The organism is Microterricola viridarii, assembly GCF_001542775.1.
Lineage (GTDB): Bacteria > Actinomycetota > Actinomycetes > Actinomycetales > Microbacteriaceae > Microterricola > Microterricola viridarii_A.
Genome location: NZ_CP014145.1, coordinates 720,202 through 736,226 on the forward strand (window position 1 = coordinate 720,202; position 16,025 = coordinate 736,226).

Consider the following 16,025-nt stretch of genomic DNA (forward strand, 5'->3'; position numbering starts at 1 on the left):
TGCTGACGAAGCTAATGGGACTAGACGAAGAGGTTCGCCCGGGCGAGGTCTTCGGCGAAGTCCACCTCGACCGCGTACAGGTCGGAGATATCGACCGGCTCGACCAGCAGGCCGAACTTCTCGATGGCGACCTCGAGTCCACGCTCGAAGTAGTCCTGGTCGCCGACCTTGGCCAGCTCGCGCTGGAACACGGCCTTGTCGGCGGCAGAGATGTAGTTGATGCCGACGGCCTCGCCGAGACCGCCCTTGACCGTCTTGGAGAGCTCCTTGATGTAGCCCTCGGCGCTGGTCGTGTACTTGACCTCTTCGTCGGAGACCTTCGAGGTGTTGACGGTGACGAAGCTCTGGTCGCGGGCGATCATGGCCGCGGCGCGGTCGAGGATGCGCGGGTCGAAGACGACGTCGCCGTTCATCCAGAGCACGCCGCCGGGCTGCGACGCCTGCAGGGCGCGCAGAAGGCTCTTGGAGGTGTTCGTCTGGTCGTACTCTTCGTTGTAGACGAAGGACGCCTGCGGGAACGCCTCGATGATGTGCTCGAGCTTGTAGCCGACGACGATGGTGACCTTGGCGGTGTCGCCGAAGGCGTGCTCGATGTTGTCGAACTGCTGGCCCATGATGGTGCGGCCATCGCTCAGCTCGGTGAGCGGCTTCGGCAGCGAGCGTCCGAGACGGCTTCCCATGCCAGCGGCAAGAATTACGACCTGGGTGGTCACGATGAGGCTCCTCAAGGAAAGATCGGGAGAACCGCTGCTGGTGCAGCGTCGCGAGCTTCTCTCGTGCACTGTTCACCGCGGGTTCACCCGTACGTTTACGTTAAGACACGCCATTATGCCTCCCGGAATTCTACCGTGGCACCTACTTGGGGGCTGCCGTGAGCGGCGGAACGTATCCACTTCGTTATGTGCTGCTCGGGACTTTCACAGATTCGGATTCCGGGTTCGGGCCGTGCACACGGCGATTGCGGGCGGGGTCTTTGGTAGCTTTGCTGAGTGACTTCCTTGCCGTACGACGCCACTGACACCGCTCCCCAAGAACTGACTTCGGGGGCGGCCGCACCGAAGGGGCGTACCCAGCGAACCCCGGCGAAGACCACCACGGCGCGCACGACCGCTGCCACGAAGGCCCCCGCAGCGACCGCGGATGCCGCGACGACCGCGGCACCGAAGCAGACGGCCGCCAAGACGCCCGCTGCGAAGACGGCTGCCGCGAAGACAACCGCCGCCAAGAAGGCAGCCGCGAAGACGACGGCAGCCAAGACGAGCTCCGCGAAGACGACGACAGCCAAGACGACCGCCGCCACGAAGAAGACGGGCGCCGCAACGACGGCGACCGCGGCGAAGAAGGCAACGGCCGCCAAGTCCAGCGCCGCCAGCTCCACGGCCGCGAAGACCTCGGCCGTCAAGAGCAGCGCAGCCAAATCCGCCGCTGTGAAGTCGACCACGGCCAAGACGACGGCTGCCAAGGCCGCTGCAACGAAGGCTGCGGCTACGAAGGCAGCCGCGGCGAAGATCGCCGCGACAGCGGCCGCCGTCTCCGTGGCCGCCGAGGTCGTGGATGACGGCCACCTCACGGTCGCCGCTGCCGCCTCCAAGCCGGTCCAGCCCGCTCCCGCTCCCGCTCCCGCTCCCGAGCCGGTAGCTGAGCCTGAACCCGAGCTCGCACCTGAAATTGAGCCCGAGCCCGTAGCGGACGCCCCCGCAGTCAGCGCTGCAGCCGCCACCGCGGTGGAGGTCGTCGCCGCTGCGGAGGCCGCTGCTCCGACGCCGGACGCCGCCGAGACGCCCGCCGCCGAGACGCCCGCCGACGAGACGCCAGCCGACGAGACGTCCGCTGCCGAGGCGCCAGCCGATGAGACGCCCGCTGTCCGTCCGCCGTCCGCCGCGGCCCGCGCGAAGAAGAAGAACGCGCGTCGGGTCGCAGCGGTCGCCCCGGCATCCGACGCCCCCGTCGTGCTGCAGATCAGCACGCTCAGCAAGCAATTCGGCGAGATGCGGGCCGTCGACAACATCGACCTGGCCGTGCGCACCGGATCCTTCTACGGCATCGTCGGGCCCAACGGCGCCGGCAAGACGACGACGCTCTCCATGGTCACCGGCCTGCTGCGACCGGATTCCGGCAGCGTGCAGGTGCACGGCATCGACGTCTGGGGCGACCCCGGCGCCGCCAAGCGCGCGATCGGCGTTCTGCCAGACAGGCTACGGCTATTCGACCGGCTCACGGGCGCCCAATTGCTGTACTACTCGGGGATCCTGCGTGGCCTCGACAACGCCTCGGTGCGCGAGCGCTCGGCCGATCTGGCCGCTGCCTTCGGTCTGGAAGACGCTCTCAACCGCCTGGTCGCCGACTACTCCGCCGGCATGACGAAGAAGATCGCCCTCGCCTGCGCGATGATCCACTCGCCGCGCCTGCTGGTGCTCGACGAGCCGTTCGAGGCCGTCGACCCCGTCTCGGCTGCGAACCTGATCGAGATCCTGCAGCGCTACGTGGCCGCCGGCGGAACGGTGGTGCTCTCCAGCCACGGCATGGACCTGATCGAGCGCGTCTGCGACAGCGTCGCCATCATCGTGCAGGGCCAGGTCTTGGCATCCGGAACACTCGACGAGGTACGGGGGAAGGCGTCGCTCGAAGAGCGCTTCGTCGAGCTCGCCGGTGGACGCAAGGCTGCGGAGGGGATGGAATGGTTGCACAGTTTCTCGGACTAAAGCTCCGACTGCTGGGCAATCTGTTCCGGCGTAGTCCCTGGCAGCTCGTTGGCATGATTCTCGGGCTGGCCTACGGCCTCGGCCTGGCTGTCCTCCTGACGACTGCCCTCATCGCTCTGCGCTTCGTGCCGGAGACCGAGCCGATCCGCGACATCATCGTGATCGGTGGCTCTCTGGTGGTGCTCGGATTCCTGATCATCCCGCTGATCTTCGGCCTGGACGACACCATGGATCCGCGCGCCTTCGCGCTGTTCGGGATGCCCAACCGGTCCCTCTCGTTCGGCCTCGCGCTCAGCGCCCTCATCGGGGTCCCGGCCGTCGCGCTCTCCATCGTGCTCGTCGGCTACATCTTCACCTGGACTCGCGGCATCGGCGAGACGCTATTGGCGATCATGGCGGCAGCGCTCGCACTGGCCACCTGCCTCCTGTTGGCGCGGGTCACCACCTCTGTTGCCTCCTTCCTGCTCTCCACCCGGCGCTCCCGCGAGTTCTCCGGCGTCATCGGCCTGTTCGCGATCGTCATGATCTCGCCGGTCGTGATCCTGCTCAGCAACGTGGATTGGGCCGAGAACGGCGCCACCGTGTTCTCTGCACTCGCGGACGCACTCAGCTGGACGCCGTTCGGCGCCGTCTGGGCGATCCCCGGCGACGCCTCCAACGGCGAGTGGGGCCAGGCACTGCTGAAGCTGCTCATCGCCGGCGCCTCCCTCTGGCTGCTCTGGCTGGCCTGGCAGGCGCTCGTGGCGCGGATGCTGGTGACGCCCAGCCGGGAGGCACCGAGCAAGGCGTACCACGGCATCGGCTGGTTCGACCGGCTGCCGCACAACCCGAGCGGGGCCATCGCCGCCCGCAGCATCACCTACTGGACGCGGGATGCCCGCTACTGGGTGTCGCTGATCATGATCCCCGTGCTCCCCGTCATCCTGATCCTCTCGCTCAGCGTCGGCGGTGTCGGCAGCGGCTACCTGGCCTTGCTGCCGGTGCCCGTGATGAGCCTGTTCCTCGGCTGGACCATCCACAACGACGTGGCCTACGACAGCACCGCGATCTGGCTGCACGTGACCTCAGGCACGCGCGGTCTCGCCGACCGGATAGGCCGGCTGGTTCCGGCGCTCGTCCTGGGCGTGATCGTGATCGGCCTCGGCACCGGCGTGAGCATGCTGCTGCACCAGGACTGGTCGGCGATGCCGTCGCTGCTCGGCGTGAGCACGTGCCTGTTCCTCGGCGGCCTCGGCTTCGGCAGCTACACCTCCGCCCGCTTCCCCTACCCGGTCACGAAGCCGGGGGACAGCCCGTTCGCACAGCCGCAGTCCTCGGGAACGGCTGCAGCACTCGTGCAGTCGCTCACCCTGTTCGGCACGGTCCTGCTCGCCGCCCCGGCCGTCGGCTTCGCCGTGCTCGGCTTCACGCAGAACCCGGAGTGGCACCTGGCGTCGCTGCTCGCCGGCTGCGGTGTGGGCGTCGTGGCGCTGATCATCGGCGTCGCGGCGGGCGCGCGCACCTTCGAGCGGCGCGGGCCGGAACTGCTCGCAGCCGCCTTGCGGGCGTAGGCGCGGTATTCTTGAGGCATGTCTGAACTCTTCCGCGCGAGCATCGCCGACCCGGGTATGCCCGGCGGCGGAACGTCCACCCTCGACCGTGAGCTCGAAGAACTGCTCAACCAGGAGTCGATCGAGCCCGGCGACCACGAGCGCTTCTCGCACTATGTGAAGAAGGAGAAGATCCTGCAGTCGGCCCTGACCGGCAAGCCCGTGCGGGCACTCTGCGGCAAGAAGTGGACCCCGGGCCGCGACCCGGAGAAGTTCCCCGTCTGCCCGAGCTGCAAAGAGATCTACGAAAAGATGAAGAGCGAGTAACTCGCCTCACGCATCGACAAGCAAGAAAAGGCTCCAAAACTCAGGTTTTGGAGCCTTTTCTTGCTTCTCGATTGCGGATGCCCGTGGCCGGCGGTGCGGTCCTCGGGCTATCGGTACGTGGTCGGGATGACGGGATCGCCCAGCCCGAGACGGAACGCCTGCACCGGCAGTTCCTGCATCGCCTTAGCGCGGTGCTCGCGGGCCAACAGAGTGCCGGCGTGGCCGAGGTAGCGTTCGTCGGGCACGCCCTTGTGCGCGAGATGCACCAACAGCTCGCGCTCCGACTCGTTCGAGGTGCCGGCGGGGGTATCGGCCCCGACGCCCTGCACGTCCACGATCTCTTCCCGCGCCGTGCGCGTGGCATCCAGGCGACGGAAGGCGCTCTTGCGGCCGCCGACGCTGATCTTCTGGGCGCTGGCCTTGGCCACGGGGATCCAGTCCTCGCCGCGGTCGCCCTTGTGCGCGACCAGCTTGTAGACCATGCCGGCTGCCGGGGCGCCGGAGCCGGTGACGACGGAGGTGCCCACTCCGTAGCCGTCGACGGGGGAGCCGGAGAGGCCGGCGATGGTGTGCTCGTCCAGGTCGCTCGTGACGGTGATGCGCGTGTTGACGGCGCCGAGACTGTCCAGCTGCTCGCGCACCGCGGCCACGACCGTCGGGAGGTCGCCGGAGTCGATGCGCACGGCGCCGAGGCCGGTGCCGGCGACGGCGACGGCCAGCTCGACGCCCGCGCGGATGTCGTAGGTGTCGACCAGCAGGGTGGTGCCGGGGCCGAAGGCCGTCACCTGGGCGCGGAAGGCGTCCTCCTCGCTGTCGTGCAGCAGCGTGAATGCGTGGGCGGCGGTGCCCATCGTGGGCAGCCCCCAGCGGCGCCCGGCCTCCAGGTTGCTGGTGGCGTCGAATCCGGCGATGTAGGCGGCGCGCGCGGCGGCGACGGCGGACTGCTCGCCGGTGCGGCGGGAGCCCATCTCGGCGATCGGGCGGCCGAGCGCGACGGACACCATGCGGGCCGCTGCGCTGGCCACGGAGGTGTCGTAGTTCAGCACGCTGAGGATCAGGGTCTCCAGGATGACGCCCTCGGCGAAGCTCGACTCGACCGTCAGCAGGGGGGAGCCGGGGAAGTAGGCCTCGCCCTCGCGGTAGCCCCAGATCTCGCCGCCGAAGCGGTAGTCGGCGAGCCAGTCCAGGGTGCCCTGGCGCACAACGTTGTTCTCGCGCAGCCAGTCGAGCTCGGCATCCTCGAAGCGGAAGGCCTGGATCAGTTCGAGCAGGCGGCCGGTTCCGGCGACGATCCCGTAGCGGCGGCCGTTCGGCAGGCGCCGGGCGAAGGCCTCGAACAGGCAGGCCCTGTCGGCGGTTCCGCTCTGCATCGCTGCGTCAACCATGGTGAGTTCGTAACGGTCGGTGAGGAGGGCAGAGCTGTTCACGCAGGCCAGCCTAGTAGGGTTGATCGACGTGACGGATGCACCGATTGGGATCTTCGACTCCGGCGTTGGCGGTTTGACCGTGGCCAGGGCCGTGAAGGATCAACTGCCGAATGAGTCGATCCTCTACATCGGTGACCTCGCCCATTCTCCCTACGGGCCGAAGAAGATCGCCGCCGTGCGCGGTTACGCGCTCGAGGTGCTCGACGACCTGGTCGACCAGGGCGTGAAGATGCTCGTGATCGCATGTAACACGGCCTCCGCCGCCATGCTCCGGGATGCCAGGGAGCGCTACAGCGTGCCCGTGATCGAGGTCATCCAGCCGGCCGTGCGCCGCGCCGTCGTCAGCACCCGCAACAACCGGGTCGGCGTGATCGGAACGGCGGGCACCATCGCCTCCCGCGCCTACAACGACGCCTTCGCCGCCGCGCCAACCCTCGAGCTGTTCAGCCAGGCCTGCCCGCGTTTCGTCGAGTTCGTCGAGGCAGGTGTGACGACCGGCGCCGAGGTGCTCGCGACCGCCGAGGAGTACCTGGCCCCGCTGAAGGCGGCGGATGTCGACACCCTCGTGCTCGGCTGCACCCACTACCCGTTCCTCAAGGGCGCCATCAGCTACGTGATGGGCGAAGACGTCACGCTCGTCTCGAGCGACACGGAGACCGCGAAGGACGTCTACCGCACGCTCGTCAGCCAGGGCCTCGAGCGCACGGCGCCCGGTGCCCCCAGCTACCGCTACGAGGCTACCGGCGGCAGCACCGGCGACTTCCTCAACCTGGCCCACCGCCTCATCGGGCCCGACATCTCGACCGTCGAGCTCGTCGAGACCGGCGTCGTCAACATCGCCGGCCTCGCCGGAACCGCACCCGCACACTTCACCAAGCCCTCACTTTAGGAGACCCCGTGACCACCTTGAACAGCTCCGACCTTGTACGCGTCGATGGGCGATCCGTCAGCGACCTGCGCACCGTCACGATCGAGCGCGGCTGGAGTGACCAGGCCGAGGGCAGCGCGCTGATCTCCTTCGGCCGCACCAAGGTGCTCTGCACGGCCTCCTTCACCAACGGCGTGCCGCGCTGGATGGCCGGCAAGGGCAAGGGCTGGGTCACCGCCGAGTACTCGATGCTGCCGCGCAGCACGAACTCGCGCATGGACCGTGAGTCGGTCAAGGGCAAGATCGGCGGCCGCACCCACGAGATCAGCCGGCTCATCGGCCGCAGCCTGCGCGCAGTCGTCGACATGAAGGCGCTCGGCGAGAACACCATCGTCATTGACTGCGACGTGCTGCAGGCCGACGGCGGCACCCGCACCGCTGCCATCACCGGAGCCTACGTGGCCCTGGCCGACGCGCTCGAGTGGGGCAAGAACAAGAAGTTCCTCGCGCAGAAGGCGCAGCCGCTGATCGACAGCGTCGCCGCCGTCTCCGTCGGAATCATCGACGGCGAGCCCATGCTCGATCTGGCATACACCGAGGACGTGCGCGCCGAGACCGACATGAACGTCGTCGTCACGGGCCGCGGGCTCTTCGTCGAGGTGCAGGGAACGGCCGAGGCCGCCCCGTTCGACCGCCGCGAGCTGGACTCGCTGTTGGACCTCGCCGTCGGTGGCGCCGCGACCCTCACCGAGCTGCAGCTGGCCGCCCTGGCGACCCCGCTCGATGGCGCCGGCGCATGAGCATCGAGTTCGTGCTCGCCACCCACAACCAGCACAAGGTGGAGGAGTTCCAGCGGATCCTCGCCGAGGTGCTCCCGGATGCCGTCGTGCACGCCTACGACGGCCCTGAGCCGGTCGAGGACGGCACCACGTTCGCCGCGAATGCGTTGATCAAGGCCAGGACGGCCGCCGCGCACACCGGTCGGATCGCCCTCGCCGACGACTCAGGGATCAGCGTCGACGTGATGGGTGGAGCGCCGGGGATCTTCTCGGCACGCTGGGCCGGTGGGCACGGTGACAGCCTCGCCAACACGCAGCTGCTGCTCGATCAGCTGGCCGACATCCGTGCGCCGCACCGTTCCGCTGCCTTCCACTGCGCAATCGCACTCGTGATGCCCGCGGCGGTCGAGGGGGAGGCGGCGTTCGAGCACGTGGCTGACGGCGTCTGGCCGGGCAGCCTGGCCACAGCCGTCTCCGGCGCCCACGGCTTCGGCTACGACCCGATCTTCATCCCGGAGGGCTCGACGGTCACGGCCGCCGAGCTGGAACCCGAGGTCAAGAACGCCACCAGCCACCGCGCCCGCGCGGTCGCCGCGCTGATTCCGGTGCTGCTCGAGGCTATTGAGAATGGCACTCATTCCTAACTAGGCATATGGGCTGGCGTGGTGTGCGGAACACCGCCTAGCGTTGAGCCCATGGGACACGACCACAGCCACGCCGATCGCACGACCAACCGCACGCGGTTGCTCGTCGCGATTGGCATCATCGGCGTGTTCCTGCTGGTCGAGGTCGTCGGCGCCCTCCTCAGCGGTTCGCTGTCGCTGCTGGCTGACGCCGGCCACATGTTCTCCGACCTCACCGGTCTGATCATCGCGCTGGTCGCGACGGTCATCGCCGCCAGGCCGGCCAACGAACGGCAGACCTACGGCTACCAGCGCGCCGAGGTTTTCGCAGCGCTGTTCAACGGGGTCGTGCTCACCGTCGTCGCCGTCAGCGTGAGCATCGAGGGCATCCGTCGGCTCACCGAGTCCGGCGGCCCCGAGGTGCAGGGCGGCACCATGCTGCTGGTGGCGGTGCTCGGCTTGGCCGCGAACGTGGCCGCCATGTTCGTGCTGCGCGGGGGAGCGAAAGACTCCATCAACATGCGCGGCGCCTACCTCGAGGTGTTCGGCGACATGCTCGGATCGGTGGCGGTCATCATCGCAGCCGTCGTGATCATGACGACCGGCTTCGAGAAGGCCGACGCCATCGCCTCGCTTGCGATCGCCGTGATGATCGCGCCGCGCGCCTACTCGCTGCTGCGGGACGTGCTGCGGGTGCTCAGCCAGGCGGTGCCGGCCGACACCAATGTCGCCGACATCCGTGCGCACCTGCTGCGCACCCCCGGCGTCGTCGATGTGCACGATGTGCACGTCTGGGCGATCACGACCGGCAGCCACGTCTTCAGCGCGCACGTCGTGGTGGAGCCTGAGGTGCTGAGCGGGGATTCCGGTGGTTGCCTGCTCGACGAGCTCAGCGCGTGCCTCGAGGATCACTTCGATGTGGCCCACTCCACGTTCCAGCTGGAGCCGGCCACCCACGCGGCCCACGAGGACCATTCACACGCTTAGCGGCGCGCCTGTTGGGGCTACTCGTGGTCCTTGGTGCCGTTGAGCACCTCGGGGTCCAGCGCCAGTGCGGCGGCCTCTGCGGCATCCGTCACACCGTCGGGGCCGGCAGCACTCGACCGCTTGGCCTTGACCATCGAGCTGATGTAGTGCCAGATCGTCGGGATCAGCGTGATCGTGACCGCGCCGAGCAGGATCAGGTCGATGTACGACTGCACGAAGTGCGCCACCGGCGGGATGTATCCGAGCAGGAAGCCGAAGTAGGTGAGGCCGGCGCCCCAGAGCAGCGCGCCGATCGCGTTGTACAGCGAGTACTTCTTGTAGTTCATGTGCCCGACGCCGGCGGCGACGGGGGCGAAGGTGCGCACGATGGGCACGAAGCGGGCCAGCACGATCGCCAGCGCGCCGAAACGCTCGAAGAAGGCGTTGGTGCGGCGCACGTTCGAGACGCTGAACAGCCCGGATTCCTTGCGTTCGAAGACCGTCGGGCCGAGCTTGTGGCCGATCAGGTAGCCGACCTCGCCGCCGAGGAAGGCGGCGACGCTGATCGCGAGGCAGACCCACCAGATGTCGACGCCGAACACCAGAGAGGTGTGTGTTAGCAGGCCGGAGATGACCAGAAGCGTGTCGCCGGGCAGCAGGAAGCCGACCAGGAGTCCCGTCTCAGAGAAGACGATGGCGCACACCACCACAAGCGCCCAGGGGCCGGCCGAAGCAATGATGACTTCCGGGTCGAGCCAGGGGATGAGAGCGGTATGGATCACGTCTGGAAGTCTAGCTTTCCAGCGGGCGCCTGAGCCGGGGGCTGGCCCAAGATCATCCCTCGGATGTAGGCGCGCCTGGCGTCACTGGGTGCGCCGCGAGCTCGGCGCGCTCGGCCTTGTCAGAGCGCCATGCGCGGATGCCCGCGATGATCGATGCCGTGATCACGATTCCGGCGATGACATAGGAGCCGGCCTTCACCGCGGGAATGGATGCGGCAAAGTAGCCGATCAGCGTGATGCCGACGCCCCACGCCAGCGCTCCGACGAGATTGGCGGTGACGAAACGCAGGTATGCCATCCGGCCGACACCGGCGATCACGGGGATGAACACGCGTCCCCATGGAACGAAGCGGGCGATCACGACAGACCACCAGCCGAAGGTGGTGTAGAACCACTCGGTCTTCGCAATGGCCTTCTGTGTGCGCGGTCCGCCGCGTTTGTCGAGGTACGGCCTGCCGAATCGGCGCCCGAGCAGGAAGCCCACCTGGTCGCCGAGGAACGCCGCGATACCGACGCCGATGGTGAGCACCCAGATGTCGACGCCGGATGCGCTGGCCGCGATGAGACCGGCGGCAAAGAGAAGCGAGTCGCCGGTGACGAAGGGAACGAAAATGCCGAAGAACAGGGCGGTGCCTGCGAAGACCAAACCCCAGACGATGAGGTAGAAGATGATCGTGCCGACGTCACCCAGCAGGCCGACGAGGTCGTCGCTGACGCTGGCGGTGATGCGCACGACTACGCTGCGACTGCTGGGGTGTGCAGCTCGTCGAACAGCGCGCCGTTGAACTCGAAGGCGGCCAGCGCCTCGTCGACAACAGCTGCGGACTCCTCGTCGCTGAGAGGGAGGGCGTCAAGCTGCTCGCGGTACTCGCGCTTGAAGTGCACGTGGTTCTCGATGCCGTCGAAACGGTAGAAGGCGAGCTGCTCATCGGTGGCGGCGTAGTGGCGAGCCACCAGGCGCGAGATGGCCTGGCCACCGGAGAGGTCGCCGAGGTAGCGGGTGTAGTGGTGCGCCACGTAGCGGGGGAGTCGGTCGCGACAAGCTCGCGCAGGCGCTCGGCGTAGCGCTGGGTGGAGGGCAGCGCGGGGTGGCTGCTGCGCCAGTCTGCTGCACCGAGGGCGACGAGGTCGCTCTCAATCTCGGGGAGGCGGTTCAGGCGCACGTCGTAGATTGCGAAGTCGTCGGCGCGGGGGGTGCGTGACTCGAGCGCCTCGTAGACCCACGCCAGCTGCGCGAGGTAACGGGTGTAGTCGGCCAGCGTCAGCTCGCCCTTCATCAGCTCGACGATGAATGTGCGCGTCTCGGTGGAGCGGTGCTGATCATGCGTCTCGGTGCGCAGGCGCGCGCCGAGCGCGAGCGCGTCCTCGGAAGAGACGGTTTCGGCAGCGTGCGACTCAGGCGAGATTAGCTTAGGCATACCTACATGATAGCGAAACGGATTGGAGAGTGCTGACACCAATTCAGGGCCGGAATCGGGCACCCGAGTGACACTGTGACGGGCGGATCTCGTGGAATGCGGCATGCGCTGTGCACCAACTCAATGGAGTGCGCGCAGGCCGCACGGTGCAACGCCCGGAGCACCTCGCCTTCTGAAGCGCAGCGCGGTCGGCAGCACCTTCGGCGACCACCGTTGCGCTGCGTTCGCGGCGGCGTAACGTGACGACTGTGACGTTCACGCTGCTCGCACTGGTTGTGCTCGTCGGACTGCTCGGGCCGTTGCTCGCTGCGCGGGCACGCTGGCGCATCCCGGCGGTCGTCGGGGAGCTGGCCGGCGGGCTGCTGATCGGGTCGTCGGGGCTCGGCCTGCTCGATTCCACGGACGGCACGGTCACCCTGTTGGCGAACATCGGATTCGGTCTCACGATGGTCGTGGTCGGCTCGCATGTTCCCGTGCGCGACCCCGCCGTGCGAGCCGCCATCGGGCCGGGCGCGCTCGGCGCGGCGCTCGTCGGGCTCGGGGCCGTCGTGCTCGCGATTCTGATGGCGGGCGTGTTCGGAACCGGCCACGCGGCGCTGTACGGGGTGCTGATCGCGTCGTCATCCGCCGCGCTGGTGCTGCCCATGTTGCAATCGTCGGGCCTGGGCGGGCGCTCAACCGCCCAACTGGTCGCCCAGATCGCGATCGCGGACGTCGCGTGCATCGTCGCGCTGCCGATGGTGCTTGCTCCAGCTCGCGTGCTGCAGGTGGCGCTCACCGGTCTGGGTATCGCCGTGGCGGCGGCACTGCTGGCGCTGCTGCTGATCCGGTTCGGACGCACCGACCTGCGTGAGCGGCTTCACCACTTCTCCGAGGAGCGCGGCTTCGCGCTGGAGCTGCGGTTCAGTCTGCTCGTCTTGTTCGCCTTTGCATCGGTGGCGCAGCTCGGCTCCGTCTCGATCATGGTGGCCGGGTTCGCGCTGGGGCTGGTGCTGGCCGCCGCGGGGGAGCCCCGGCGGTTGGCCAGGCAGCTGTTCGGCATCACGGAGGGCTTCTTCGGCCCGTTCTTCTTCGTCTGGCTGGGCGCATCGATCAACCTGCACGGGCTCATCAGCCACCCTCAGATGCTCCTGCTCGGGGTCAGCCTGGGCGCCGCGGCGGTGCTGGCACACCTCGCCGCACGGCTGGCCCGGCTGCCGCTGCTGCAGGCCGCGGCATCCGCGGGGCAGCTCGGCGTTCCCGTGGCCGCGGTCACCCTCGGCCTCCAGAGCGGAGTGCTGGTCAGCGGGGAGGATGCCGGGATCCTGCTCGGCGCCCTCGTCACCGTGGTCGCCTCGGCCGTGGCCACCGGCATGCTCGCGCGGGCCAATCACGGTGCGGGAGAAGGGACTTGAACCCTCACGCTCGAAAGCACAGGAACCTAAATCCTGCGTGTCTGCCAATTTCACCACTCCCGCGAGTGCCTCCCCAGTTTAGGTGGAAGCGGAGCCTGTGGATAACTTCTGCGCCGTTCCGGCAAAAGGAGCATCATGGTCGGCATGAGCGAGGCCGTGCGCATGATCACCGAGCAGGTGCGTGCGCGGGTGCGTCGGGAGAGCGTCGATCTGGCCGCCGATTCCGCCCTCGCCGAGAGCTTTGTGCGCGACGAGGTGCGGCGCTACAGCGAGCGGGCGCTGGGCACGGCGCTGCCGCTGATCCACGACGAGGAGCAGGCCGCGCGCGAGGCCGTCGCCTCGCTCACCGGCTTCGGCCGGCTGCAGCCGTACCTCGATGATCCCGAGATCGAAGAGATCTGGGTGAATTCGCCCACTCGGGTGTTCGTGGCCCGGTCCGGCGTGGCGCAGCTCACCACTACGGTGCTGGGTGAACGCGAGGTGCGCGAACTCGTCGAGCGGATGCTCCAGAGCTCCGGCCGGCGGGTGGATCTCAGCTCGCCGTTCGTGGACGCCTCGCTGCCGGACGGCAGCCGTCTGCACGTCGTCATCCCCGACGTGACGGCGCGCTACTGGTCGGTGAACATCCGCAAGTTCAGCCGCCGCATCCGCACCCTCAACCAACTCGTCGCGGCCGGCTCGCTCAACCGACAGGCAGCCGAGTTCTTGCGCATGTGCGTGCTGGCCGGGCAGAACATCCTCGTCTCCGGCGCCACGCAAGCGGGCAAGACGACCATGCTGAACGCGCTGCTCGGGGCCGCGCGCGACCGCGAGCGCATCGTGACGGTCGAGGAGACCTTCGAGCTCGACCTGCGGGCGCGCGACGTCGTGGCGATGCAGTGCAGGCAGCCGAGCCTGGAGGGCACCGGCGAGATCACCCTGCGCCGGCTGATCAAGGAGTCGCTGCGGATGCGGCCGGACCGGCTCGTGGTCGGTGAGGTGCGCGAGGCGGAGAGCCTCGACCTGCTCCTCGCTCTGAACAGCGGGATTCCGGGCGCCTGCTCGATCCACGCCAACTCGGGGCGCGACGCACTCGTGAAGCTGAGCACGCTGCCGCTACTGGCCGGGCGCAACATCGACTCCGCTTTCGTACTGCCGACGGTGGCCGGCTGCGTCGACATCGTGGTGCACTGCGAGATGGACAGGCACGGCACCCGCCGACTGGCCGAGATCCTCGCCGTGACCGGCCGCGTGGTCGACGACCAGGTCGAGGCCGAGCCACTGTTCGAGCGCCGCGACGGCGAACTGCACGCGCTCGGCACGCAGCCGCCCAAGCTGGAGAAGTTCCGCTCGGCGGGGTTCGATCCGGCGGTGGTGCTCGGACAGGGACCGGAATGAGCGGCCTTGTGGCTGTGCTGCTCGGGGCGCTACTCGGGGCAGGGCTGCTGCTGGCGCTCTCGCCGGTGTTCTGGCCGGCCGGGCGGGCACGGCCGGTTGCTGGCGCCGCGGCATCCGGTGTCCGCGCCAGCGCGACCCGACTGCTCGCCCAAGCTGGCTTGCGCGGGGTGCCGCCGCTCGCCTTCGCGGCCCTCTCGATTGTTCTCGGGGTCCTGGCCGCTGGTCTCGCCCAGGCCCTGCTCGGCATCACCGCGCTCGCCGTGCTGACCGGCGCCGCGGCGCTCCTGCTTCCGCTGCTGCTCGTGCGCTGGCGGGCCGCGGCAGGACGCACCGCGCACCGGGAGGTGTGGCCGGATGTCGTCGACCACCTCGTCTCGGCCGTGCGCTCCGGACTCTCGCTGCCGGATGCCGTGAGCAGTGTCGCACGGGCCGGACCGCCCAGCACCCGCGCACCCTTCGCCGACTTCGAGCGCGACTACCGGGCGAGCGCCAACTTCGACCGGAGCGTCGACCGGTTGAAGGACACGCTCGCCGACCCTGTCGCCGACCGGATCTTGGAAGCGCTGCGGATGGCGCGTGAGGTCGGCGGCACGGAGCTGACCGCCGTGCTGCGGAGCCTCGCCGGTTCCCTGCGCGAGGATGCCGCGGTGCGCGCGGAGCTGAAGGCCCGCCAGGGCTGGGTGGTCAATGCGGCCCGGCTGGGCGTCGCCGCACCGTGGATTGTCTTGCTGCTGCTCGCCTCCCGGCCGGAGGCGGCACTGGCCTACGACACCCCGGCAGGGTCGCTGCTGATCCTGGGCGGTCTGCTCGTCTCCGTCGTGGCCTACCGGGTGATGCTGAGGCTCGGCCGATTGCCGGAGGAACCGCGGTGGTTCCGGTGAGCGCCCTCTCCGGCTGGGCGCTCGCGCTGGGTAGCACGCTGGGCCTCGGCCTCTGGTCGCTCGTCGCGCTCACCCCGCGGCTGCGCCGGGCCCGGCTGATCGACCGGATCGCGCCGTACCTCGGAGACATCTCGGAGGCCGCGAGGGAGCGTGCCGAGCGGCACACCGTCGACCCGCTGCCGGTGCTCGGCACCCTGTTCGGCCCCGCCGTGGCTCGCGCGGCTGCCGGGCTGGGCGATGTGCTCGGCGGCTCCGAGCTGCTGGCCCGGCGCCTCCGCCAGTCCGGATCCACCCGCAGCGTCGTGCAGTTCCGCACCGAACAACTGCTCGCCGCGGTGCTCGGGCTCGCCCTCGGCCTGGCGGTCGCCGTCACCGGCTCCAGCCTCAGCACGCTGCCGCCGCTCGCCCAGATCGCGCTGCCCCCGACCGCCTTCCTGGTGGGCGGCGCCGTGCCGGAGCTGCTGTTGCGCCGGCGCGCGCGAGCCAGGCTGCGGCGAATCGAGGGCGAGTTACCGCTGGTCCTCGAGTTCCTGACGTTGAGCCTCTCGGCGGGGGAAGGGCTGCAGGACGCCCTGGCCCGGGTCGCCCGGGCCAGCTCCGGCGAGCTGGCGGCCGAATTCGGTGCCGTCGTCGGCCGGGTGCATGCCGGCATCCCGCTCGCCGTGGCCCTGCACGAGCTGGCCACCGAACTCCGCATCCCAGCGCTCGCCCGCTGCATCGACCAGATGGTCGCGGTGCTGGAGCGCGGCACGCCGCTGGCCGAGGTGCTGCGGGCGCAGGCGAGCGACGCGCGCGGCGTCGCGAAGCGGGAGTTGATGGAGAGCGGCGGCAAGAAGGAAGTGCTCATGTTGGTGCCACTGATCTTCCTGATCCTGCCGCTCACCGTCATCTTTGCGATCTTCCCTGGGGTGTTCGTGCTCCAGGCCGGGTTTTGAACAGGAAGGAAGGGAAC

General features: G+C 69.0%; 15 protein-coding genes, 1 tRNA gene and 1 pseudogene. 11 read left to right on the top strand and 6 right to left on the bottom strand.

Annotation, left to right across the window (positions count from 1 at the left end; all coding sequences use genetic code 11):
- Positions 1-20: 20 nt before the first annotated feature.
- Positions 21-713, bottom strand: a complete 693-nt coding sequence (locus AWU67_RS03205; RefSeq protein ID WP_067226679.1) for an NTP transferase domain-containing protein — start codon at positions 711-713, stop codon at positions 21-23.
- A gap of 276 nt (positions 714-989) precedes the next feature.
- Between AWU67_RS03205 and AWU67_RS18040 the strand changes: the two genes are divergently transcribed.
- Genes AWU67_RS18040 through AWU67_RS03220 form a run of 3 tightly spaced genes read left to right on the top strand, consistent with a single transcriptional unit; the run spans position 990 to position 4,558 of the window.
- Entirely contained in the window at positions 990-2,702 is a 1,713-nt protein-coding gene (locus AWU67_RS18040; RefSeq protein ID WP_425339193.1) for an ABC transporter ATP-binding protein, read from the top strand.
- Between the two features lie 53 nt (positions 2,703-2,755).
- The gene (locus AWU67_RS03215) at positions 2,756-4,252 is read left to right on the top strand and encodes a hypothetical protein (RefSeq protein ID WP_234407339.1); all 1,497 of its coding nucleotides are present in this window, start codon (positions 2,756-2,758) and stop codon (positions 4,250-4,252) included.
- An 18-nt stretch (positions 4,253-4,270) separates the two neighbouring features.
- Entirely contained in the window at positions 4,271-4,558 is a 288-nt protein-coding gene (locus AWU67_RS03220; protein WP_067226682.1) for a DUF3039 domain-containing protein, read from the top strand.
- Positions 4,559-4,665: 107 nt separating this feature from the next.
- Here AWU67_RS03220 and AWU67_RS03225 read toward each other — a convergent pair whose 3' ends face one another.
- Positions 4,666-5,943, bottom strand: a complete 1,278-nt coding sequence (locus tag AWU67_RS03225; protein WP_067232022.1) for a nicotinate phosphoribosyltransferase — start codon at positions 5,941-5,943, stop codon at positions 4,666-4,668.
- 70 nt (positions 5,944-6,013) lie between these two features.
- Between AWU67_RS03225 and murI the strand changes: the two genes are divergently transcribed.
- The 4 genes from murI to AWU67_RS03245 are packed head-to-tail and all read left to right on the top strand — an operon-like array spanning position 6,014 to position 9,242.
- Complete coding sequence (murI, locus tag AWU67_RS03230) at positions 6,014-6,874, top strand: glutamate racemase (protein WP_067232025.1); 861 nt, start codon at positions 6,014-6,016, stop codon at positions 6,872-6,874.
- Positions 6,875-6,882: 8 nt separating this feature from the next.
- Positions 6,883-7,653: a ribonuclease PH gene (gene rph, locus AWU67_RS03235; protein ID WP_234407340.1), complete on the top strand. Its 771-nt coding sequence runs from the start codon at positions 6,883-6,885 to the stop codon at positions 7,651-7,653.
- The gene (rdgB, locus tag AWU67_RS03240; RefSeq protein ID WP_067226685.1) at positions 7,650-8,276 is read left to right on the top strand and encodes an RdgB/HAM1 family non-canonical purine NTP pyrophosphatase; all 627 of its coding nucleotides are present in this window, start codon (positions 7,650-7,652) and stop codon (positions 8,274-8,276) included. The genes rph and rdgB overlap by 4 nt, the downstream gene beginning before the upstream one ends.
- Before the next feature lie 51 nt (positions 8,277-8,327).
- A complete protein-coding gene (locus AWU67_RS03245) occupies positions 8,328-9,242 on the top strand; it encodes a cation diffusion facilitator family transporter (RefSeq protein ID WP_067226688.1) in 915 nt (304 codons plus the stop codon).
- 17 nt (positions 9,243-9,259) lie between these two features.
- On the opposite strand, the gene AWU67_RS03250 is transcribed toward AWU67_RS03245, so the two are convergent.
- The 3 genes and pseudogenes from AWU67_RS03250 to AWU67_RS18045 form a co-directional block, all read right to left on the bottom strand.
- The gene (locus AWU67_RS03250) at positions 9,260-10,000 is read right to left on the bottom strand and encodes a DedA family protein (RefSeq protein ID WP_199922381.1); all 741 of its coding nucleotides are present in this window, start codon (positions 9,998-10,000) and stop codon (positions 9,260-9,262) included.
- A gap of 55 nt (positions 10,001-10,055) precedes the next feature.
- A complete protein-coding gene (locus AWU67_RS03255) occupies positions 10,056-10,736 on the bottom strand; it encodes a DedA family protein (protein WP_234407341.1) in 681 nt (226 codons plus the stop codon).
- A gap of 2 nt (positions 10,737-10,738) precedes the next feature.
- Positions 10,739-11,526 (bottom strand): annotated as a pseudogene (locus AWU67_RS18045) (heme oxygenase (biliverdin-producing)).
- 134 nt (positions 11,527-11,660) lie between these two features.
- On the opposite strand from AWU67_RS18045, the gene AWU67_RS03265 reads away from it, so the two are divergent.
- Positions 11,661-12,815, top strand: coding sequence for a cation:proton antiporter (locus tag AWU67_RS03265; RefSeq protein ID WP_234407342.1), 1,155 nt, complete (start codon positions 11,661-11,663; stop codon positions 12,813-12,815).
- Here AWU67_RS03265 and AWU67_RS03270 read toward each other — a convergent pair.
- Positions 12,797-12,878: transfer RNA gene (locus tag AWU67_RS03270), tRNA-Leu, on the bottom strand. The genes AWU67_RS03265 and AWU67_RS03270 overlap by 19 nt on opposite strands.
- Positions 12,879-12,959: 81 nt before the next feature.
- Between AWU67_RS03270 and AWU67_RS03275 the strand changes: the two genes are divergently transcribed.
- From AWU67_RS03275 to AWU67_RS03285, 3 genes are read left to right on the top strand one after another with little or no spacing between them, the layout of a single operon-like run.
- Positions 12,960-14,192: a CpaF family protein gene (locus tag AWU67_RS03275; RefSeq protein ID WP_082717131.1), complete on the top strand. Its 1,233-nt coding sequence runs from the start codon at positions 12,960-12,962 to the stop codon at positions 14,190-14,192.
- Positions 14,189-15,073 carry a type II secretion system F family protein gene (locus AWU67_RS03280; RefSeq protein WP_234407343.1) on the top strand — a complete coding sequence of 295 codons (885 nt, stop codon included), beginning with the start codon at positions 14,189-14,191 and terminating at the stop codon, positions 15,071-15,073. The genes AWU67_RS03275 and AWU67_RS03280 overlap by 4 nt, the downstream gene beginning before the upstream one ends.
- Positions 15,061-16,008, top strand: coding sequence for a type II secretion system F family protein (locus AWU67_RS03285; protein ID WP_234407344.1), 948 nt, complete (start codon positions 15,061-15,063; stop codon positions 16,006-16,008). The genes AWU67_RS03280 and AWU67_RS03285 overlap by 13 nt, the downstream gene beginning before the upstream one ends.
- The last annotated feature ends 17 nt before the right edge of the window (positions 16,009-16,025 follow it).

Coding starts and splice junctions, on each gene's coding strand:
- AWU67_RS03215 (WP_234407339.1), top strand. CDS start 2,756: ATGATTCTCGGGCTGGCCTACGGCCTCGGCCTGGCTGTCCTCCTGACG.
- AWU67_RS03245 (WP_067226688.1), top strand. CDS start 8,328: ATGGGACACGACCACAGCCACGCCGATCGCACGACCAACCGCACGCGG.
- AWU67_RS03225 (WP_067232022.1), bottom strand. CDS start 5,943: ATGGTTGACGCAGCGATGCAGAGCGGAACCGCCGACAGGGCCTGCCTG.
- AWU67_RS03275 (WP_082717131.1), top strand. CDS start 12,960: ATGAGCGAGGCCGTGCGCATGATCACCGAGCAGGTGCGTGCGCGGGTG.
- AWU67_RS03280 (WP_234407343.1), top strand. CDS start 14,189: ATGAGCGGCCTTGTGGCTGTGCTGCTCGGGGCGCTACTCGGGGCAGGG.
- rdgB (WP_067226685.1), top strand. CDS start 7,650: ATGAGCATCGAGTTCGTGCTCGCCACCCACAACCAGCACAAGGTGGAG.
- AWU67_RS03220 (WP_067226682.1), top strand. CDS start 4,271: ATGTCTGAACTCTTCCGCGCGAGCATCGCCGACCCGGGTATGCCCGGC.